The organism is Streptomyces sp. MK7 (assembly GCF_032658145.1).
Classification (GTDB): Bacteria; Actinomycetota; Actinomycetes; order Streptomycetales; family Streptomycetaceae; genus Streptomyces; species Streptomyces spiralis.
Map to the genome: position 1 here is coordinate 383,348 of NZ_JAVACL010000002.1, position 20,247 is coordinate 403,594.

The following is a 20,247-nucleotide window of genomic DNA, read 5'->3' on the forward strand; positions in this document are numbered from 1 at the left end:
CCCGGCCCAGGCAGAGTAACCCTATCGCCCCATCCGGGCATGCGTGTATCACGGTCACAGGATTCACCTTCCCCGTAAGGGTGTTGACGGCTACTCTCCGAATCCGACCGATTTCAAGGCGAGTTGGACAATGGGCTGGCCAGTGGGCCGAGCTGATCCACCGTCGGGTTCGACGGTCACGGCGAGTGATGCCGCGGACCGGTCGAGACCGGAGGCGACCAAGGGCGTGTCACCCGCGAAGAGCCCGAGGGATCGCGGCTGTGCGCCGGGGCGCATGAGCCACAGCTGGCGTACCCGGCCCGGGGGCGGCGAGGAGTATCCGCTCAGGGTGACGACGGCCCGGCCCTCGGCGGCGGATGCGATCACTCCGATTCCGCGCCCCCGGGCGTCGTGGCCGGTGGTGGCGCGTGCGTCGGGGGCGCCCAGAACGTGGGCGATCTCACGCGCCCGGTCCCGCTGGGCGTCCAGCTGGTCCCGGGTCCGTTCCGCCTGGACCGCGAAGAGGGCGGCGACGACGAGGGCCGCGGCGGCGGTCGCCGTGGCGAACGGGACGAACAGGGGGCGCGGCCGCGGCGCACGGGTGCGTGCGGGCGGCGGCTCGGTGCCCCAGACGTGCGGCGGCAGTTGGGGGGTGCGCCCACGGGCGGGAGCCGGCTCGCGCCGGGTGTTGCGTCCGGCGCCCGGGACGTCCCGTCCGGCGGGTGCGGGGTCCTGCGGGGTGCCGCGTACGGCGGCCAGCACCCGGTCGCGCAGCGCCGGGGGCGGCGGGGCCGCGGCGGACCAGGCCAGCCGCACGGCGTCCTCGGACAGTGCCCGCACCTCGGCGGCGCAGCGCGCGCAGCGCGCCAGGTGCCGCTCGAAGCGGATGCGCTCGGCCCGCTCCAGCGCGTCGAGGGCGTAGGGCGCGGCCAGGGAGTGCAGGTCCTCGCGGCGCAGGAGGCGGTCGAGAAGGCTCACGCGACACCTCCCAGGCACTGGCGCAGCCGGGTCAGTCCGTCGCGCATACGGGTCTTGACGGTGCCCAGCGGCAAGGAGAGCCGCTCGGCCACTTCACGGTAGGTGTAGCCGTCGTAGTAGGCCAGGGTGACGGACTGGCGCTGCAGGGCGGTGAGGCGGTCCAGGCAGCGGCGTACCCACTCGCGTTCCAGGCCGGCCTCGACCTCCTCGGTGACCTGGTCGAAGGCCGGGAGCCCGGCGCGCAGCGCCTCGCGCTGCTCGCGCTCGCCGGCGGCGCGGGCGCTGCGCACCCGGTCGACGGCGCGGCGGTGGGCGAGGGTGAGGACCCAGGACAGGGCGCTGCCGCGCGCGGGGTCGAACCTCGCGGCGGAGCGCCACAGTTCGAGCAGCACCTCCTGGGTCACCTCCTCCGACTGCGCCCGGTCGCGGACCACGCGCCGCACCAGCCCGTACACGGGCGCGGACACCAGCCCGTACAGCTCCTCGAATGCCTTCTGGTCACCGTCCGCCACGAGCACCAGAAGTTCGTCCGCCTCCACCCGGTCCCCCTCTCCCCGGCCGCATCCCGGCCGTCCCGTCACATCCGGCACTCGCAAGGAACGCACCTCCCGACGGAGTTACGGATCGACGGCCCCGAAACGCGGGTCGGGCAGGCGGAAAAAGAAAACTCCCCCTCGACCAATCCGCCCCGCCGCCGTCTCCGAATCCCGGGTGTCAGGCAAGTTGGCACCGAGGACGGACGGCATGACACCTCTTATCTCCAGGAGCGGTGCGGGGCGCAAGGGCCTCGTCACCCTCATCTGTGGTGCGCTGGCCGCCGGGGGGCTCGCAGCCGCCGGCGTGGCCACGCTGGAACCGGGGGCGGCCTCCGCCTCCTCCCACCGGGAGGCCCCGCTGATCTCGGGGACCCCGCAGTACGACAACACGGACGTGTACGCGTTCGTGAGCCCGGACAAGCCCGACACCACGACGATCGTGGCGAACTGGATCCCCTTCGAGGAGCCGGCCGGCGGGCCGAACTTCTACACGTTCGCGGACGACGCGCAGTACGACATCCACATCGACAGCAACGGTGACGCGCAGGGCGAGCTGCTCTTCCGCTACACCTTCCGGACGCACCGGAAGAACGGGAACACCTTCCTCTACAACACGGGCCCGGTGACCAGCCTCGACGACCCCGACCTCAACATCACGCAGACGTACGACATCGATCTGATCCGGCTGAAGAACCAGCACGTGGTGTCGAGGACGAAGCTGGCGGACGACGTGCCGGTCGCGCCGTCCAACGTCGGCAAGGCGTCGATGCCGGACTACGCCAAGCTGCGCTCCCAGGCCGTGCACAGGACGGCGGGCGGTGCCCAGACCTTCGCCGGTCAGGCGGACGACCCCTTCTTCCTGGACCTGCGGGTCTTCGACCTGCTGTACGGCGGGAACCTCTCCGAGGTCGGCAACGACACGCTCAAGGGCTACAACGTCAACACGATCGCCCTCCAGGTGCCGAACGACCTGATCCGCGAGTCGGCGCAGCAGCCGGTCGTCGGCATCTGGTCCACGACCCAGCGCCGGAACGCGCGGGGCTACTACACGCAGGTCTCACGCCTGGGCAACCCGCTGGTCAACGAGGTCGTGAACCCGCAGAAGGACAAGGACAGGTTCAACGCGTCCTCGCCCTGGAACGACGCGCAGTTCCTGAAGAACGTCACCAACCCCGAGCTGCCCAAGCTCATCGAGGCGATCTACAAGATCAAGGCACCGGCCGAGCCGCGCAACGACCTGGTCGACGTGTTCCTGAAGGGCGTCAAGGGCCTCAACCAGCCGCCGAACGTGCGTCCGGCCGAGGAGCTGCGCCTGAACACCTCGATCAAGCCGAGCATGCACCCGAAGCGGCTGGGTGTCCTGGACGGCGACAACGCGGGCTTCCCGAACGGCCGTCGCCTCACGGACGACGTGATCGACGCCTCCCTCCAGGTGGTCGAGGGTGAACTGGTCGGCGCCAAGAACGACCTGGGCGACGCGGTCGACGAGAACGACAAGAAGTTCGAGAAGTCCTTCCCGTACGTCGCCGAACCGACGTCCGGTTCGCGCGGTCCGCTCGCCAAGGGCACGACCGGCGGCGCGGACGTGCGCAGCCAGATCGGCGACGCGCTGAAGCCTGCCGGCTCGCCGGCCGGCGGCTCCGGCGACACGGTCCTGATCGCCGCCTCGGCGGCCTCGGGCGCGGCCGGGATCCTGCTGATCGGCACCGCCCTCGCGTGGTGGCGCCGCCGGATGCAGCGCCCGTACTGACCCGCGACCGCACCCCACCGACCGGCGCGGCCCGTACCTCCCGTCCCCCACGGCGCGGGCCGCGCCGCCCCACGCGACCACCACCCAGCGACCGAGGAGAGGGCATGTCCCCGCGTACGAACGACAACGAGCCCACCGGGCACCCGGCGGACACGGACGAGGCCGGTCTGCCGCAGACCGGTCCGGCACCCTCGGACGTGGGGCACGACGGCCCGAAGCCCGACGGGCACGACACCCCGGGGCCCGACGAGCACGACGCCCCGGAGCCCGACGAGCGCGTCGCCGCGGTGCGCCGGCTCGGCGCCGCCGGGCGCCGATGGCGGGCCGCCCGGCTCACCGGTTGTGCGGCCCTGCTGGCCGTCGCCCTCACCGGCGGGGCCATCGCGGCCGGGGCCGCGCGGGACGGGGCGCCCGCGGCCGCGGCCGCGACCGGTACCGTCTCCCCGGCCCCGCTGAGCGGCGGGAACCTCGACGCGAGCGTCGCCGCCCTCCAGGCCCATCTCCGCTCGCAGCCGCGCGACGTCGGCGGCTGGGCCACCCTGGGGCTGGCCTACGTGGAGCAGGCGCGGACCAAGGGGGACCCGTCCCGGTACCCGCAGGCGGAGCAGGCGCTCGAGCACGCGCTCCGGCTGGCCCCGGACGACGACCAGGCCCTGGCCGGCCGCGCCGCGCTGGCCGCCGCCCGGCACGACTTCAAGGGCGCCCTGACCTACGCGGACCGGGCCCTGGAACGGAACCCGTACAGCGAACGCGCCCTGTCCTCCCGTATCGACGCCCTGGTCGAACTGGGCCGGTACGACGAGGCGTCGAAGGCCGCCGACACCGCCGACACCCGGCGTCCCGGGGTGCCGGTCTTCACGCGGTACGCCTACGTCCACGAGCTGCGCGGGGAGGTCGGCGCCGCCCGGCGCGTCCTGGAGCGGGCGCTGTCGAGCGCGACCTCGCCCGGCGACGTGGCGTACGTCGCCTCCCAGCTCGGCCGGCTCGCCTGGAACCAGGGCGACTACAAGACCGCGCTGACCCGCTACGGCCGCGCGCTGGCCGCCGACGACACCTATCTCCCCGCCCTGGAGGGCCGCGCCCGCGCGCAGGCCGCGAGCGGCGACCTGGCCGGCGCCGTGAAGGGCATGGAACGCGTCGTCTCCCGCTACCCGCTGCCCGGTCCCCTCGTCGTGCTCGGCGAGTTGTACGAGGCGCGTGGCGCGGAGGGCGACCGGGCGAAGGCCCGTGACCAGTACGCCCTGGTCGACGCCTGGACCGCCCTCGCGCGGGCCAACGGCGTCGACGCCGATCTCGACACCGCGCTCGCCGCGGCCGACCACGGGAACAAGAGCGACGCGCTGCGCGCGGCCCGCGCCGAGTGGGCCCGGCGCCACACCGTGCACACGGCGGACGCCCTCGCCTGGGCCCTGCACGTGGGCGGCAGGGACCGGGAGGCGCTCCCGTACGCCCGCCGGGCCACGGCCACCGGATACCGCGACGCGTCCTTCCTCTACCACCGCGGCACGATCGAGCTCGCCACCGGCCGCCGTGAGCAGGGCCGCGCCCTGCTCACGGCGGCCCTGAAGCTGAACCCCGGCTTCTCGCCCCTGGGCGCGAGGCAGGCCCGCACGGCACTGGAGGCCGCGAAGTGACGCTCCGCCGACCGCTCGCCGGCGCCGCCGCCGTGCTCACGGCCGCCTGCGCGCTCGTGCTCGTCCCCGCCGCGAACGCCGTGGCGCACCCCCTCGGCAACTTCACCGTCAACCGCTACGACGGACTCGTGGCCGCCCCGGGGCAGTTGCGCGTCGACCATGTCGAGGACCTCGCGGAGATCCCGGCCACCCAGGCCCGGCCCGGCATCGAGCGGCTCGGCATGTCCGAGTGGGCCCGGCGGCGGTGCGCCTCGGCCGCCGAGGGGAGCGGGCTCACCGTCGACGGGCGCACGACCGGCCTGTCCGTCCGCGACAGCCACGCGCTCACGCGTCCCGGGCAGGCCGGGCTGAGCACCCTTCGCGTGGAGTGCCGGTTCACCGCCCCGCTGCCCGACGGCGACACCGTGGTGCTGCGCTTCCACGGCGCGGGCGCGTCCTCCGGTCCGGGCTGGCGGGAGATCACCGCACGCGGCGACCGGATGACGCTCACCGCCACGGACGTGCCGAAGGAGTCCGTCTCGCACGAACTCACGGTTTACCCCAAGGAGTTGCTCTCGTCACCGGCCGACACCGCCACCGCGTCCCTGCGTGTGCGCCCCGGTGGCCCCGCCCTCACCGAGGAGCGCCGGGCCGCCCCCGCCGCCTCCGTGCTGCCCCGCGGCGCCGACCGCTGGACCCGCGCCCTGGACGGCCTCGTCGCCCGCCACGACCTCACTCTCGGCTTCGCCGCCCTCGCGCTGGTCGTCGCGATCGGACTGGGTGCGGCGCACGCCCTCGCGCCCGGCCACGGCAAGACCCTGATGGCCGCCACGGCGGCCGCCCGCGGCGGCCGGGCCCGCCTGAAGGATGTGCTGCCGCTGGCCGCCTCGGTGACGGTCACCCACACCCTGGGCGTGGTCGCCCTGGGGCTGCTCGTCACCGCCGGCTCGGCGGCGACGCCCTCCGTGATCGCCTGGCTGGGCACGGCGAGCGGCGCCCTGGTGATCCTCGCGGGCGCGAGCCTCGCACGACGAGCCTGGCGCCACCGCGCGCACGGGCGCACCCACCGCCCGCACCGTCACCACGACCACCGTCACAGCGGTCACCCGCACGCCGTGGAGCACACCCATGGTGGGGTCACCCACACCCACCCCACCGCTCCCACCCTGCGCGGCACGATCCTGCTGGGATTCGCCGGAGGGCTCGTGCCCAGCCCCTCCGCCGTGGTCGTCCTGGTCGGCGCGGCGGCGCTCGGGAAGGCCTGGTTCGGACTGCTGCTCGTCGTCGCGTACGGCGCGGGGCTCGCGCTCACCCTGACCGCCGCCGGGTTCGCCGTCGTCAGGCTGGGCAGCGGAGTGACCCGGGTGATGGACAGGGGCCCGCGGTGGACCACCCACCCGGTGACGGCCCTGGTGCGCCGGACCATGCCCTTGACCTCCGCGCTGGTCGTCGTGGCCCTGGGTGCCGCACTGGTGTTCAGGGGGGCGGCATCCGCGCTCGGCTGAGCTGCTTCTTTGACGTCCTCGCCCTCTTGAAAGAGGTGGATTCCCACCCGGGCGGGTCGAGGTTCACGTGATCAAGTTCACGTTGCGCATCCCCGCAGACCTGCATGAACGGCTGACCACTCAGGCCACTGCCGACCGGCGGTCCCTCAACTCCGAGCTGCCGCACCTGCTCGAGGTCGGCCTCGTCACCGTCGCACCCCGGACGCCGGACCGCCCTGGCAGTGATTCAGCTCCCCCCCACCCCGCCACTGCGGAGCGGACATTCACCCCGGCCGTGAGGGACGGAGACCCCGGCGGGCGGGGCCTCCCCTTCTCCTTCGGCGTCGCCGTGAGGGCTCAGGCCGCGTTGGTGAGCACCGGCAGGTAGCCGCCCGACTGGCCGGAGGCCGTCGGGTGGTAGGACTCGCCGATGTTGAGCCAGTTGACGCTGTGCAGCCAGGAGCTGCCGGAGCAGATCTCGTGGCCGCTGAAGGTGGTGCGGACGTCGCCGAAGGTGAAGCCGTGGTTCGCGGCGACCTTGGCGATGGCGGCGTCGAGGTGGTCGGCCGCGTCGTTGATGGCGGAGCGCTTGGTCTCGGAGAGACCGAGGCAGAGCTGTCCGAGCAGGTAGAAGCGGGGGTAGCCGATCACGACCACGTGGGCCTTCGGCGCCTTGCCGCGGATCACGGAGTAGAGGTTGTCGAGCTTGCCGGGCAGCGTCGTGTCGACGTAGGCCTTGGCGGTGTCGATGCGGGACAGGCAGCTGCTGTCGGACTGGAGCACGCACGTCGTCATGACGTCGGAGAACCCGGCGTCGTTGCCGCCGATGGTGATCGAGACGAGGGACGTGGCGGAGCCGAGCGGGCCGAGCTGGTTCGCCAGAACATCATCCGTTCGGGCGCCCGAGCAGGCGGTGAAGGCGAACGACGAGGGTGAATGGGCGGCGTTCCAGAGGTAGGGGTACGCCTTCGTGCTGCGGTCGCAGTCGCCACTGGAGCTGATGTAGCTGCCGGCTCCGACTCCGGAGGAGTAGGAGTCGCCGAGGGCCACGTAACCGCCGCTGAAGGCCTGTTCGGACGCCTGCGCGGAGGCCGCCCCGGTGAGGGCCAGCCCGACGGTGAGGAGGAGGGAGCCGACGTATGCGGCAATTCGGGATCGTCTCATGGAACCTCCCTTTAGCAGGATCTCTGCTTCAACCGTGGTAGCAGCTACGCGTGTTGACTGGAAGTGTCCATGCCAAGACCGTTTCCGACCCTCAACCAACCCGGAGGTGACGGGAGATCGAACACTGACGGCATGTCAGCCGAAAGAGTGAGGTCGGATCCGGTGAAGGAGGGTTCAAAGACGGACAAGAACCCGCATGTGGGGCTTCCGCGTCTTGACGGCCCCCTGGAGGCTGCGCGACATTGAAGCCCGGCATCCGGCGCTTCGGGGGGCAAAGTCGCCAATGCAGACCATCCGCATCAAGACAGCTTCAACAGATGCTTCGAGAGACGGTGCCGAGCGGGCGCGGCCAGGGCCGGGGAGGGACCTGTCGCCGCTGCTCGCGGGTGCCGCGACGGCCGTCGCGGGGACCGGCGCGCTGCTCTCGCTCACCGACTCGGGCTCCCCGCTGCGGGGCCCGCTGACGCTCTTCTTCCTGCTCGCGGCGCCGGCCGCCGCCATCGCGGCCGGCCTCGCCGGGCTGGATCCCTTCGGCCGCACGCTCGCCGCACTGGCGGGCGCGGTCGTCCTCGACATGCTGGTGGCCCAGGGAATGCTGGCCGTGCACCGGTGGTCCGTCCACGGCGGAGTCGTGGCCGTCACCGTGTTCAGCTCCCTCGTTCTCCTGCTGGTGTCCGTACGGCGGTGGCGCGGCCGTACGGCGAGAAGACAGGGCTCCTGACGTGGACATCAGCGTGTACCGCCCCGGCGAGCTGAGCGAGGCCGACCGGGCGGCCTGGACGGCGATGCAGTCCAAGGCCCACCTGCACGGTTCCGAGGAGCTGGCGAACCCTTTCCTCTCGCCCGAGTTCGCGCTCGCCATCGGCAGTTGCAGACGCGGGGTGCGGATCGCGGTGGTCCGCGAGGACGGGGAACCGGCCGCGTTCTTCCCGTTCCACAGATCCGCCGCCGGCGTCGGCCGGGCCATCGGGCTCGGCGTCTCCGACTGCCAGGGCCTGGTGCACCGCCCCGGCTTCACCTGGGACGCCCACGAGCTGCTGCGGGCCTGCGGGCTCGCCGTGTGGGAGTTCGACCACCTGGTGGCGGGCCAGCGGCCGTTCGAGGCGGCCGCCTCCGGCACGTTCCCGTCCCCGGTCATGGACGTCGACCAGGGCTACGACGCCTATCTGCGCGAACTGCGCGCCCGCTCCCCCAAGTTCACCCGGACCACGCTCGCCAAGGAACGCAAGCTCGGGCGGGACGCGGGAGAGGTGACGTACGTCCACGACGAGCGCGACCCGGCCGCGCTGGAGAAGCTGATGGCCTGGAAGTCCGCGCAGTACCGGCGGACCGGGCGCAGCGACCGCTTCGCGCACGCGTGGATCACCGCGCTCGTCACCCGGCTGTTCCACACCCGCTCCGACCCGTTCGCCGGGGTCCTGTCCGTGCTCTCCGCGGACGGCCGGCCGATCGCCGCGCACTTCGGACTGCGCACCGAACGGGTGCTGGCGTGCTGGTTCCCGGCGTACGACCCGGCGTACGCCAAGTGCTCCCCCGGACTGATCCTGCATCTGCGCATGGCCGAGGCGGCCGCCGCCGACGGCATCGCGTATCTCGATCTCGGCCGGGGCCAAAAGGAATACAAGGATTCCCTCAAGACGCGGGAACTCACCGTGTCCGAGGGTTGGGTGACACGACGTCACCCGATTGCGGCCGGCCACCGGGCGCGACGCGCCCCGATCCGGGCGCTGCGCAACGCGGTGCAGTCTCGGCCGGAACTGTTCGAACCCGCGGACCGAATTCTCAAACAGATGGGAAAGATCCGTTCCAGGCGGTGAACATCCGGTACAAATCCGCGTAACGGAAAAACCAACAAAAGCGTGAGGTCTCGTTCCAGACCTTGCCATACTGGTTCAATCATCAATACCGTCGTACATCTCACCCGCATCGGTGACGTCCGCACGCGGTTCCAGGGGAGGGCTTTGAACCGGGACGTTCCGGAGCGGGGCGCGGTAGGGGGGTGCCGTGCCCGGTGACCTCAGGAATCACCGGGCCGTGCCGCGCGACCGGCTGCCGTTTTTCGGCATTCCGGCAGCTTTGCCAGCTCACCCGGCGTGCACGGAGATCCGAATTCCGTCGTGCTCCGCGTGAGAGCCCCCCTTTCGACCCGGATAAACAGCCGGACCGCCCGGGGGCGGGCGGTCCCGCCGGACGAGAGGGACCAGACTCATGAGCTCCGTTCTCCATCCGCCGTCCTCGGACCGAGATCCGTTCGTCGACGCCCAGTACCGGCCGATCTCCTCACACCTGGCCATCGCGCCACCGGTGAGCGTGGTCATTCCCGCCATGAATGAGGCGGAGAATCTGCCCTACGTCTTCAAGACACTTCCGGACTGGATACACGAAGTCGTTCTTGTCGACGGCAATTCCACCGACAACACCGTCGATGTCGCCCGTGAACTGTGGCCGAACGTCAAGGTCGTCCCGCAGCGGGGAAAGGGCAAGGGTGACGCCCTGACCACCGGATTCGAGGCGTGCAGCGGCGACATCATCGTGATGGTCGACGCGGACGGCTCGGCCGACGGCGGCGAGATCGTCTCCTACGTCTCCGCCCTGGTCTCGGGCGCCGACTTCGCCAAGGGCTCCCGGTTCGCCAACGGCGGCGGCACCGACGACATGACCTTCATCCGCAAGCTCGGCAACCGGGTGCTGTGCGCGGTGGTCAACCGCAAGTTCGGCGCCCGCTACACCGACCTGTGCTACGGGTACAACGCGTTCTGGCGGCACTGCCTGGACAAGATCGAGCTGGACTGCACCGGCTTCGAGGTCGAGACGCTGATGAACATCAGAGTGGTCAAGGCCGGGCTGAAGGTGCAGGAGATCCCCAGCTACGAGTACCTGCGCATCCACGGCGCCAGCAATCTGCGCGCCGTGCGGGACGGATTACGGGTGCTGAAGGTGATCCTGAAGGAACGCTCCAACCGGCGTGAGCTGCGCCGGCAGGAACGCCACTCCCCGCTGCTCGGCTCCTACCCGGGAGAGGTGTCTTGAGCGGTCCCGACATCTCCGTCGTGATCTGCGTCTACACCGAGGACCGCTGGGAGGACATCCTCGCGGCGGTCTCCTCGGTGCGGGCGCAGTCCCGGCCGGCCCTGGAGACGCTGCTGGTCGTCGACCACAACCCGGCGCTGCTGGAGCGTCTGGCCGGGGAGTACAAGGCGGCCGGGGACGTGCGGGTGCTCGCCAACGCGGGCCCGCGCGGCCTGTCCGCCGGCCGCAACACCGGCATCGCCGCCTCCGGCGGCGAGGTCATCGCCTTCCTCGACGACGACGCCGTGGCCGAACGGGACTGGCTGCGCCGCTTCGCCGAGGGATACGCGGACCCGCGGGTGATGGCGGTGGGCGGCCGGACGATGCCGGTCTGGGCGTCGGGCCGCCGGCCCGCCTGGTTCCCGGAGGAGTTCGACTGGGTGGTGGGCTGCACCTACAAGGGCCTGCCGCCGGGCCGGGTCCCGGTGCGCAACGTCCTCGGCGGCAACGCCTCCTTCCGGCGCACCGCGTTCGACGCGGCCGGCGGTTTCGCCACCGGCATCGGCCGCGACGGCGACAAACGGCCGCTGGGCTGCGAGGAGACGGAGCTGTGCATCCGGCTGGCCCGGGCCCGGCCGGACGCGGTCATGCTGATCGACGACCGCGCGGTCATCCACCACCGGGTGCCCGGCGCCCGCGAGCGCTTCCGCTACTTCCGCACCCGCACCTACGCCGAGGGCCTGTCCAAGGCGCTGGTGGCGCGCAGCGTCGGCGCGGACAAGGGGCTGGAGTCCGAGCGCCGCTACACCACCCGGGTGCTGCCCGCCGGGGTGGCCCGCGGGCTGCGCGACGCGCTGCTGGCCCGGCCGGGCGGCGCGGGCCGGGCCGGCGCGATCGTCGCAGGGGTGCTCACGGCCGCGGGCGGCTACGCCGTCGGCAGCGTCCGGGCGCGCCGGGGCGGCGCCCGCTTCCGGGTCGTGGAGATCGAGGACGGCAAGGGGGCAACGAAGGGGGGAAGAGCCGTATGAACACACCCGTGCCGGTGCTCATGTACCACGCGGTCGCCCGGGAACCGAACGAGGCCACGCGGGGCCTGTCGGTGTCACCGGAGGCGTTCGCGGAGCAGCTGGCGGTGCTGGAGGACCTGGGCCGCCGCCCGGTCACCACCGCGGAACTGGCGGCCCACTGGCGTGCGCCGGGCGCCGCGCCGCTGCCGCCGCACCCGGTCCTGATCACCTTCGACGACGGCTACGAGGGCGTGCACCGGCACGCCCTGCCGGCGCTGGCGGGGCACGGCTTCGCGGCCACGCTGTTCGTCTCCACCGGCTGGATCCGGGGCGAGCACGACATGGGCGGCGGCCTGGACACCATGCTCGACTGGGACCAGGTGCGCGAACTGGCGGCCGGCGGCGTCGAGATCGGCGGGCACAGCCACACCCATCCGCAGCTCGACCAGCTCGACGACGACACGCTGTGGTCGGAGCTGATCCGCTGCAAGGAGATCGTCTCCGGGGAACTGGGCGCCGTGCCCGTCTCGTTCGCCTACCCCTACGGCTACTCCAGCCGCCGGGTGCGGGCGCGGGTGCGGGCGGCCGGCTTCGCGCAGGCGCTCGCCGTCGGCAACGGCCTGGCCCGCCGCGCCCAAGGCCCGTACGCCCTGCAACGGCTGACCGTGCGCCGCTCCACCAGCACCGAGGAGTTCGAGCGGCTCGTCCAGGGCCACGCGATCACCCGGAACTTCGCCAGGGACCGCGCCCTCACCAAGGGCTACGCCATGGTCCGCAGAGCCCGACAGGTCCGCCGGAAGGCCATCCGTACCCGTGTCTGACACGACGACCACCACCGAGGCATCGGCCACCGAACCCGAGGCGCCCGAGCAACCGCGGCGCCGGCTGCGGCTGCCCGGACGCGGCCGGTCCACCGGCGGCAACCAGCTGTTCCGCAACGCCTACGCGCTGATGCTCAACACCGGGATCTCCGCGGTGCTGGGCCTCGGCTTCTGGCTGGTCGCCGCCCGCTACTACTCCGAATCCGCCGTCGGCCAGGGCTCGGCCGCGATCGCCGCCATGAAGTTCCTCGCCGGGCTCACCGCGGTGACGCTCACCGGCGCCCTGGCCCGCTTCATCCCGGTCGCCGGCCGCGCCACCGGACGCCTGATCGCCCGTACGTACGCGGGCAGTTCGCTGATCGTGGCGTGCGCGGCGGCAATCTTCCTGCTCACGCTGGACACCTGGGGGCCGTCGTACCGCTTCCTGCACGGGACGGTCAACGGGCTCGGCTTCATCGTGGTCGTGATGGCCTGGAACCTGCTCACCCTCCAGGACGGGGTGCTGACCGGGCTGCGCAGCGCGCCGTGGGTGCCGGTGGGCAACACCGTGTTCTCGGCGGTGAAGCTGGCCCTGCTGGTGGGGCTGGCCGCCGCGATCCCCACGACCGGTGTGTTCGTCTCCTGGGGCCTGGCGATCGCCACCTCGATCGTGCCGCTGGGCTGGCTGGTGTTCCGGCGGCTGGTGCCCCGGCATGTGACGGCCACCGAGGAGCACGCCGAGCCGCCGTCGCCGAGGGAACTCGGGCGGTTCCTGGCGGGCGACTACACCGGCTCGCTGTTCTCGCTCGCCGTGGTCTACCTGGTTCCGGTGATCATCGCCTCGCAGGTCAGCTCCGAGGACAACGCCTACTTCTACATCACCACCACCATCGGCGGCACGGTCAACCTGCTCGCCATCAACATGGGTGCCTCGCTGACCGTGGAGGGCTCGCACGACCCGGCGCGGCTGGCCGCCAACACCCGGGCGGCGCTCAAGCGGATGGCCCGGATCATGGTGCCGATCTGCGGCCTGCTGTTCCTGCTGGCCCCGCAGATCCTGCACGTCTTCGGCGACGGCTACGCCCACGCCGCCACGCCGCTGCTGCGCTGGTTCGCCGTCGGCGCCCTGCTGCGGGTGGTGATGGAGACGTACTTCGCGGTGCTGCGCGCGCAGAGCCGCACCGCCGGACTCGCCTGGCTGCAGGGCCTGCTGTGCGCGCTGGTGCTCGGGCTGACGCTGCTGCTGCTCCCCCGGATGGGGCTGACCGGCGCGGGCGTCGCGGAGATCTCCAGCCTCGCCGTGATCGTCGCGATCGCCGCGCCCAAGCTGCTCAGGACCGTCCGCGCCGCACCGGCCGCCGCCGTCCCCGAGGACGCGGCACCCGACGGGGACCTCGCCGTCCTGGGGGCGGGCGAGGTCCTCGACCGGACCGCAGCGCACCGGCGGCCCGCGTGGGCGCTGGATTCGGACACCCTCGCCCTGGGCATCCACGTCGACTTCGACCACGCGGAACGACGGCCCGACGTACGTCCCGGACCGGGCACCCCGCCCGCGGGCACCGCCGTGACGGGAGCGGACGGGCCGGCGGAGTGGGCGCTCGAGCCGCGGCGGCCGGATCCTCTCGGGCTGCCCGTCGAGGACCGGGAACCCGGTTCGGAGGCCTCGCTCGGGCCGGCCGACCGGGAGGTGGACGCGCCGTTCGCGGCCGAGGAGCGGGCGGTGGTGCCGGACGCGCTGCCGCTCACCCCCGGGGAACCGGCCGCCGCACCCGAGGAGGAAGCGGTGGCCGCGGCGGAGGCGGCCGGACCGGCGACGGCGGACCCGGCGGCCGAGCCGGGGAAGACCCCGCGCCCGGGACCGCGGGCACCGGCGGCCGACGCGCCGCCCCGCTCCTGGCGGGAGCGCCTGGCGCCCACCCGGCCCGGAGTCGTCCTCGGCTGTCTGCTGACCGCCGCGCTGCTGCTGTACTGGGTGCCCGCGCTACGGCTCGACGACGCCGCCCTGGACCGGATGGGCGGGCTGGGCCTGATCTCGGTGCTGCCGCTGCCGACGCTGGTCGGTGCGGCCCTGCTGATCACGGTGTTCGCCGTGCTGCTCCGGCTGCGCCGCGAGCACCGGGCGCTGCTGCTGCTCACCCTGCTCGCCACGGTCGTGTCCCTGCACGCGCTGCCCGCGGTGATCGAGACCGAGCCGCGGTTCGCGACGGCCTGGCAGCACCTGGGGTTCATCGACTACATCGACCGCACCGGGGCGGCCGTACCGGACCTGGACGCGCGCTGGAGCTGGCCGGGCTTCTTCGCGGTGACCGCGTTCGTCGCCCGGGCCTGCGGGCTGAGCGACTTCACCGAGGTCATCCGCTGGTGGCCGCTGACCGTCCAGCTCCTGTACCTGGCACCGATGTTCCTGCTCACCCGCTCGCTGCGGGCGAGCTGGCGGGCCAGGTGGACCGGGGTGTGGATCTTCGTGCTCAGCGGCTGGGTGGGCCAGGACTACTTCTCCCCGCAGGGCTTCACCTATCTGCTCTATCTGGCCTTCGTGGCGATCCTGCTGGTCTGGTTCCGGGCGCCGCGCGTGCTGTGGACCAAGGCGCGCCCCGGCGAGGCGGAGGTCGAGCCGGCGAACCGGCGGCAGCGGGCCGTGCTGCTCGTGGTCGTGATCGGCCTGTTCGCCGCCGGCGTCCCGGCCCACCAGCTCACGCCGTTCGTGATGCTGGGCGTGCTGGCCGTCCTGGTCCTGGTCGGCCGGTCCGAACTGCGCGGACTGCCCGTCCTGTTCGCGGTGCTGGTGGTGTTCTGGCTGGGCTTCATGGCCGAGCCGTACTGGTCCGGGCACTTCGACGAGCTGTTCGGCGGGGTCGGCGGGGTCGGCAGCAATGTGTCGACGTCCGTCTCCGGCCGGATCCAGGGCGGCGACTCCACACACAAACTGGTGTTGTACACACGGGTGCTGCTGGCCGGGTCGATCATGCTGTTCGCCTGCTGGGGCTGGTGGCGGCGGCGCGAGCACAAGTACCGGGAGCGGTCGCTGCCGGTGCTGACCTTCGTGCCGTTCCTGGGCTTCGGCATGCAGTCCTACGGCGGCGAGATGGCGCTGCGCGTCTTCATGTTCGCGCTGCCCGGGGCCGGTCTGCTCGCCGCCCTCGCGCTGTTCCCGCGCGCCGGGGTCACCGCCCGGGAACGCGAGAAGGACCGGGTGAGCCTCGCGCCGGTCGCCGCGCTGCTGGCCGGGCTGCTGCTCATGGGCGGCTTCCTGGTGGCCCGCTGGGGCAACGAGCCGTTCGAGCGGATCCGGCCCGGCGAGGTCACGGCCATGGACTACGTCTACGCCCACGACCGGCCGACCGTGCGGCTGCTGTGGCTGAGCAACGACCCGGTCACCAACGTCACCCCGGCCATGCCGTGGGGCGCGCGGGACATGGAGCGCGTCAACTATGTGCCGACCCTGGCACCGGCCGATCCGGTGCTGGTGTCCGGCCTGGTCAAGGCGCTCAAGGACGCGGGCCCCAACTCGTATCTGATGATCAACAAGAGTCAGGTCACCTATCTGCAGATGGACGTCGGCTACTCGGCCACCTGGCCGTCGCGGCTGGTCGAGAACCTGGACAACCGCCAGGAGCTGAAGAAGGTCCTCACCAACGACGACGCGACCCTGTACACGCTGCGCAAGCAGCCCGCGGGGGCGGTGCCGAAACCGGATCCGGGGCCGATCGGGCCGAAGGTGACCTGGACGCCGTGGTCGGTGGTCGGCGGACTCGCGGCGCTCGCCCTGGTCGTGATGCTCACCGCCCGGGAGATCGTCCGGGTCGCGATGCGGCCGAGCGTGCGCCAACTGCGCTGGCTCCAGGGCAGTTTCTGGTTCTCCCTGCCGCTGCTGGCGGTGCTGCTCGCCTCGCTGGTGCAGCGGTTCATGACGATGGGGAAGGGCTGAGCGGCGGGACGGAACGGTGGCTGGTGAAGTGGCTCGGACGGTCTACCGTTCGAGCCACTTCACTTCGTACGCCCCCATGTCGAACCGCCTGCCGTCGACCTGCGCGCTGATCGGCCGGTTCAGGGTGTTGACCACCAGGACGGTCTTCGCGCTCGCCAGGACCCGGACGTTGGGCACGTCGTCCGGGGCGATCTGGACCGCCTGGTACGTCGTCCCGGGCGGGAAGGCCTTGCCGAAGCGCGAGAGCAGGTCGTACATGGGCAGTGCCCGGCCGCCGGCGGCGCTGTCGGTGGGCGTCCACAGGCAGCCGGGACAGTCGGTGCCCTTCTCCTCCTCGGGGTTCCAGTAGAAGCCGGAGGAGGCGCCGCCCTTGACCATGGCGATCAGGCCGGCGGCCTGGACGGCGGCGCGGTGCGCCTCGGACCAGCCCTTGCGGTCGTCGTTGCCGTCGGCGGGCTCGACGTAGTACTCGGCCCACCACAGCGGCAGTCCGTGCGTCCGCTGCCGCACCCATCGGCCGACCGCCGTCAGCTTGTCGGTGGCGGCGAACTCGTTCGGCAGCAGTTCGTCGTCCTTGGTGTAGCTGGAGCCGTCCACCACCACGAAGTCGGCGCCCGCCTTGTGCGTGTTCCAGTAGGAGAAGGCGTCCAGGACCCGCTGGTCCATCGCCCCCCAGGGGCCGCGCAGGGCGGTGGAGGCGTCCTCCTTCTGCCGTGGGTCGACGCTGTCCATGACGAGGTACGGCCCGCCCACCATGATCTTGGGGTCGACCTTCTTGAGCGCCCGGTAGACCAGGTTGTACAGCTCGGTGTAGCCCTCGTAGTCCCAGCCTCCCCGGGCGTTGTTCCAGAAGCCCTTGAACTCGTTCCAGACCAGGAAGTGGCGTACGTCCGGGTAGCGCCTGGCGACGGTCGCGGCGAGCGCGGCGTAGTCCTTGTAGTGGTCGGGTGTCGGGGCGGTCTCCAGGGCGGACTGGCTCCAGTCGGTGTTGTCTACGCCGGGCTTGCCGCCCTTCATCCAGTCGGGGGCGCAGCACAGGGTGATCACCGGGACGCCGCCGGACTTCCGCATGAAGTCGACCCGGCGGTCCAGGGCGTCGAAGTCGTAACGCCCCTTGACCGGTTCGGGGTTGTCGGCGCCCCAGCCCATGATCGCCTGGTTCTGCGGTGGTCCGCCGCCCTTCGACAGCAGCCCCTCGACGCGGTCCGTGGCGGCGGCGCTGCCCTCGTCGGCGCTGAACTGGGTGTGGGTGAACCCCCAGCCGACGTACGGCTCGTCCGCGTCCCGGGGGGTCACGGGCGTGCCGTGCACCTTGGCGCCGTCACGTGTGGTGCCCTCGCTGCTCGCGCCGCCGGGCAGCGCGTTGACCAGGGCCACCACCAGGGCCACGACGGCCGCACCCACACCGAGCAGCGCGGTGAGCCGCCACCGCCCCGCCCCCGAATACCACCCATGACGTCCCATCAAGGACAACACTAAGGGTGGAATTCGCCCCTCCGGGAGGGTTTGCGCAGGCTCGTGGCACGGGTTCCGGCGGACCCGTCCCGGCGGGAGGGCCGACACGTGAGGCGTGCGCCGGAAACGGGGTGCGCGGGGCGGTCCGGTGACGGATCATGGCGGCATGTCTGCGAACCCACACGACGCTCTGCCGATCCGGCTCAACGTCGACGACTCCGACTCACCGTCCGACGTCGTCGACGCGCTGTTCCTCGGCCGCTTCGCGACGGGCGAGCAGCCGTACTCGCACGCGGCGAACATCGACCGGGTGCGCTCGGGTGCCACCCTGCTGCCCGACGGCGCCCGGGTGCTGCGCATCGCCCGGGACGACGACCGCAGCGCGACCCTCGCGGAGGGCGACGGCTGGACCCTGCTGGTCTCCCGCTGGAACCGGGGCGCCGACGTCACGGTCACGGCGACCAGCGCCGAGCTGGCCAAGAAGGTCCTCGACCAGGCCACGGACGGCGCGGCGGACGAGCCGGAGCCGCAGCCTGAGAACGTGACGATGGGCTTCTGGTACGTCTCGCCCCGGCGCGGCCCGTACCGCACCACCCGGCAGATCTCGGCGGGCACCTGGGACGAGGTCCGGGCCAACTACACGGCGCCGGTCGCGGACGCCATGGAGCGTCTGATGAAGACGACCCCGCAGGACATCGCGGGCCGCCTGCTCCTGCTGCACGGCCCGCCGGGCACCGGCAAGACCTCCGCGCTGCGCACGCTGGCCCGCTCCTGGCGCGACTGGTGCCAGGTGGACTGCGTCCTGGACCCCGAGCGCCTCTTCTCCGACGTCGGCTACCTGATGGACATCGCCATCGGCGAGGACGACTCGGCGGGCAAGGGCCGCTGGCGGCTGCTGCTGCTGGAGGACTGCGACGAACTGATCCGCGGCGAGGCCAAGCACACGGCCGGCCAGGCGCTGTCCCGGCTGCTGAACCTCACCGACGGGCTGCTCGGCCAGGGCCGCAACGTCCTGGTGGGCGTGACGACCAACGAGGACCTGGAGCGTCTGCACCCGGCCGTGGTCCGCCCGGGCCGCTGCCTGGCCCGTATCGAGGTCGGGAAGCTGACCCGGCGGGAGGCGGTGAACTGGCTGGGCACCGAGGAGGGCGTCGGCCGCGAGGGCGCGACCCTGGCGGAGCTGTACGCGCTGCGCCGGGGCACGTCTCCCACGGCCCTTCCGGAGCCGCGCGAAGGCGCGGACGCGGGGCTGTACCTGTAGCCGGCGACTGGTGGTGTTCGATGCGCCCGGTGGTGTTTTGATGGGCGTATGACCCTGTTCGTCGGGACGTCCGGCTGGCAGTACAAGGACTGGCGGGGGGTGCTGTACCCGGAGGGCTGCCCCACCCGGCTGTGGCTGGAGGAGTACGCGGCCGCGTTCGCCACCGTGGAGATCAACAACGCCTTCTACCGGTTGCCGGAGCGGGAGACCTTCGAGTCCTGGCGGGAGCGCGTGCCGCCGGGCTTCGTGGTCGCGGTCAAGGCGAGCCGCTATCTGACGCACATCAAACGGCTCAAGGACCCCGAGGAGCCGGTGCACCGGCTGATGTCGCGGGCGGCCGGCCTCGGCGACCGGCTCGGCCCGGTGCTGCTCCAGCTGCCGCCCACGCTGCACGCCGACCCCGGGCTGCTGGACGCCGCTCTCGCCGCCTTCCCGCCCGGTGCGCGGGTCGCGGTCGAGCCGCGCCACGACTCGTGGTGGATGCCGGAGGTCCGCCGGGTCCTTCAGCTGCGGGGCGCGGCCCTGTGCTGGGCCGACGCGTACGCCCGCCCGGTCACACCGCTGTGGCCGACCACCGACTGGGGCTACGTCCGCTTCCACGTGGGCCGCGCCCGGGCCTGGCCGCACTACGGCCGGCGGTCCCTGGAGACCTGGGTCGACCGGGTCGCGACGACCTGGCCGGACGAACGGGAGGTGTACGCGTACTTCAACAACGACCCGACGGGGGCGGCGGTCCAGGACGCGGTGGTCTTCGCGAGGGCCGCGCGGCGGGCGGGCCTGACGGTCACCCGCACACCGGACCGGGTGTCCGTGCAACGCCAGGCCTGAGGCGCTGGGAGCGGCTCACCGCTCGTAGGCCGCCCGCAGAGCGTCGCGCACGGCGGCGAGCGCCGCTTCCTCGGCCAGCCCCAGCCGCCGTACACGCTCCGCGTAGGCCTGGGCGGCCGTCGCGGCCTCGCGCTCGGCGGCCGAGCCCGCGGCGGCGACGAACGTGCCGTTGCGCCCCCGGGTCTCGATCACCCCGTCCGCCTCCAGCGCCCGGTAGGCCTTGGCGACGGTGTTCGCGGCGAGCCCGAGCGACTCGGCCAGTCCGCGCACCGTCGGCAGCCGGTAGCCCACCGGCAGCGACCCCGACCGCGCCTGCTCGGAGATCTGCGCCCGCACCTGCTCGTAGGGAGGTGCGCCGTCGTCGATGTGGATCTTCAAGGTCACGTGGTGATTGTCCCGCACCCGGGGCAGGCCGCACGAGCTCGCGCGCGCTCGGGGCGGACCGCCGGAAAATG

Annotated in this window: 17 protein-coding genes; 12 read left to right on the forward strand and 5 right to left on the reverse strand. The window is 72.5% G+C overall.

All coding sequences use genetic code 11. From position 1 onward, the window contains the following. Positions 1 to 90 precede the first annotated feature (90 nt). Both R2S09_RS04475 and R2S09_RS04480 read right to left on the reverse strand, forming a co-directional pair. Positions 91 to 957: an anti-sigma factor gene (locus tag R2S09_RS04475; RefSeq protein ID WP_316739876.1), complete on the reverse strand. Its 867-nt coding sequence runs from the start codon at positions 955 to 957 to the stop codon at positions 91 to 93. After that, positions 954 to 1,496 (reverse strand): sigma-70 family RNA polymerase sigma factor, encoded by a 543-nt coding sequence (locus R2S09_RS04480; RefSeq protein ID WP_306190814.1) that lies wholly within the window; start codon positions 1,494 to 1,496, stop codon positions 954 to 956. The genes R2S09_RS04475 and R2S09_RS04480 overlap by 4 nt, the downstream gene beginning before the upstream one ends. Positions 1,497 to 1,701: 205 nt before the next feature. On the opposite strand from R2S09_RS04480, the gene R2S09_RS04485 reads away from it, so the two are divergent. From R2S09_RS04485 to R2S09_RS04500, 4 genes are all read left to right on the forward strand, one after another. After that, positions 1,702 to 3,243: a DUF4331 domain-containing protein gene (locus R2S09_RS04485; protein ID WP_316739878.1), complete on the forward strand. Its 1,542-nt coding sequence runs from the start codon at positions 1,702 to 1,704 to the stop codon at positions 3,241 to 3,243. 104 nt (positions 3,244 to 3,347) lie between these two features. Continuing rightward, positions 3,348 to 4,877 (forward strand): tetratricopeptide repeat protein, encoded by a 1,530-nt coding sequence (locus tag R2S09_RS04490; protein ID WP_316739880.1) that lies wholly within the window; start codon positions 3,348 to 3,350, stop codon positions 4,875 to 4,877. Next, on the forward strand, positions 4,874 to 6,361 hold the full coding sequence (locus R2S09_RS04495) for a nickel transporter (RefSeq protein WP_316739882.1): 1,488 nt from the start codon (positions 4,874 to 4,876) through the stop codon (positions 6,359 to 6,361). The genes R2S09_RS04490 and R2S09_RS04495 overlap by 4 nt, the downstream gene beginning before the upstream one ends. 67 nt (positions 6,362 to 6,428) lie before the next feature. Then, positions 6,429 to 6,728, forward strand: coding sequence for an Arc family DNA-binding protein (locus tag R2S09_RS04500; RefSeq protein WP_316739883.1), 300 nt, complete (start codon positions 6,429 to 6,431; stop codon positions 6,726 to 6,728). On the opposite strand, the gene R2S09_RS04505 is transcribed toward R2S09_RS04500, so the two are convergent. Next, positions 6,698 to 7,504: an SGNH/GDSL hydrolase family protein gene (locus R2S09_RS04505; RefSeq protein ID WP_316739885.1), complete on the reverse strand. Its 807-nt coding sequence runs from the start codon at positions 7,502 to 7,504 to the stop codon at positions 6,698 to 6,700. The two genes, R2S09_RS04500 and R2S09_RS04505, sit on opposite strands and share 31 nt — an antisense overlap. Positions 7,505 to 7,787: 283 nt before the next feature. On the opposite strand from R2S09_RS04505, the gene R2S09_RS04510 reads away from it, so the two are divergent. The 6 genes from R2S09_RS04510 to R2S09_RS04535 all read left to right on the forward strand — a co-directional run bounded on the left by R2S09_RS04510 (position 7,788) and on the right by R2S09_RS04535 (position 16,248). Further along, complete coding sequence (locus tag R2S09_RS04510) at positions 7,788 to 8,225, forward strand: hypothetical protein (protein WP_306190820.1); 438 nt, start codon at positions 7,788 to 7,790, stop codon at positions 8,223 to 8,225. 1 nt (position 8,226) lies between these two features. Beyond that, positions 8,227 to 9,321, forward strand: coding sequence for a GNAT family N-acetyltransferase (locus R2S09_RS04515; protein ID WP_316739886.1), 1,095 nt, complete (start codon positions 8,227 to 8,229; stop codon positions 9,319 to 9,321). Between the two features lie 391 nt (positions 9,322 to 9,712). Next, the gene (locus R2S09_RS04520) at positions 9,713 to 10,534 is read left to right on the forward strand and encodes a glycosyltransferase family 2 protein (RefSeq protein ID WP_316739888.1); all 822 of its coding nucleotides are present in this window, start codon (positions 9,713 to 9,715) and stop codon (positions 10,532 to 10,534) included. After that, on the forward strand, positions 10,531 to 11,541 hold the full coding sequence (locus R2S09_RS04525) for a glycosyltransferase family 2 protein (protein ID WP_316739890.1): 1,011 nt from the start codon (positions 10,531 to 10,533) through the stop codon (positions 11,539 to 11,541). The genes R2S09_RS04520 and R2S09_RS04525 overlap by 4 nt, the downstream gene beginning before the upstream one ends. Next, complete coding sequence (locus R2S09_RS04530; protein WP_316739891.1) at positions 11,538 to 12,341, forward strand: polysaccharide deacetylase family protein; 804 nt, start codon at positions 11,538 to 11,540, stop codon at positions 12,339 to 12,341. Before R2S09_RS04525 ends, R2S09_RS04530 begins: the two co-directional genes overlap by 4 nt. After that, the gene (locus R2S09_RS04535) at positions 12,334 to 16,248 is read left to right on the forward strand and encodes a lipopolysaccharide biosynthesis protein (RefSeq protein WP_316739893.1); all 3,915 of its coding nucleotides are present in this window, start codon (positions 12,334 to 12,336) and stop codon (positions 16,246 to 16,248) included. The genes R2S09_RS04530 and R2S09_RS04535 overlap by 8 nt, the downstream gene beginning before the upstream one ends. A gap of 42 nt (positions 16,249 to 16,290) precedes the next feature. Here the strand turns inward: R2S09_RS04535 and R2S09_RS04540 are convergent, their stop codons facing one another. Further along, complete coding sequence (locus R2S09_RS04540; RefSeq protein ID WP_316739895.1) at positions 16,291 to 17,712, reverse strand: GH39 family glycosyl hydrolase; 1,422 nt, start codon at positions 17,710 to 17,712, stop codon at positions 16,291 to 16,293. 157 nt (positions 17,713 to 17,869) lie between these two features. Between R2S09_RS04540 and R2S09_RS04545 the strand changes: the two genes are divergently transcribed. Together R2S09_RS04545 and R2S09_RS04550 are read left to right on the forward strand one after the other, a co-directional pair. Next, a complete protein-coding gene (locus tag R2S09_RS04545; protein WP_030178926.1) occupies positions 17,870 to 18,964 on the forward strand; it encodes a DUF5925 domain-containing protein in 1,095 nt (364 codons plus the stop codon). Positions 18,965 to 19,012: 48 nt separating this feature from the next. Further along, a complete protein-coding gene (locus R2S09_RS04550) occupies positions 19,013 to 19,792 on the forward strand; it encodes a DUF72 domain-containing protein (RefSeq protein WP_316739897.1) in 780 nt (259 codons plus the stop codon). Between the two features lie 15 nt (positions 19,793 to 19,807). On the opposite strand, the gene R2S09_RS04555 is transcribed toward R2S09_RS04550, so the two are convergent. Further along, complete coding sequence (locus tag R2S09_RS04555; RefSeq protein WP_306190828.1) at positions 19,808 to 20,176, reverse strand: GntR family transcriptional regulator; 369 nt, start codon at positions 20,174 to 20,176, stop codon at positions 19,808 to 19,810. Positions 20,177 to 20,247 lie beyond the last annotated feature (71 nt).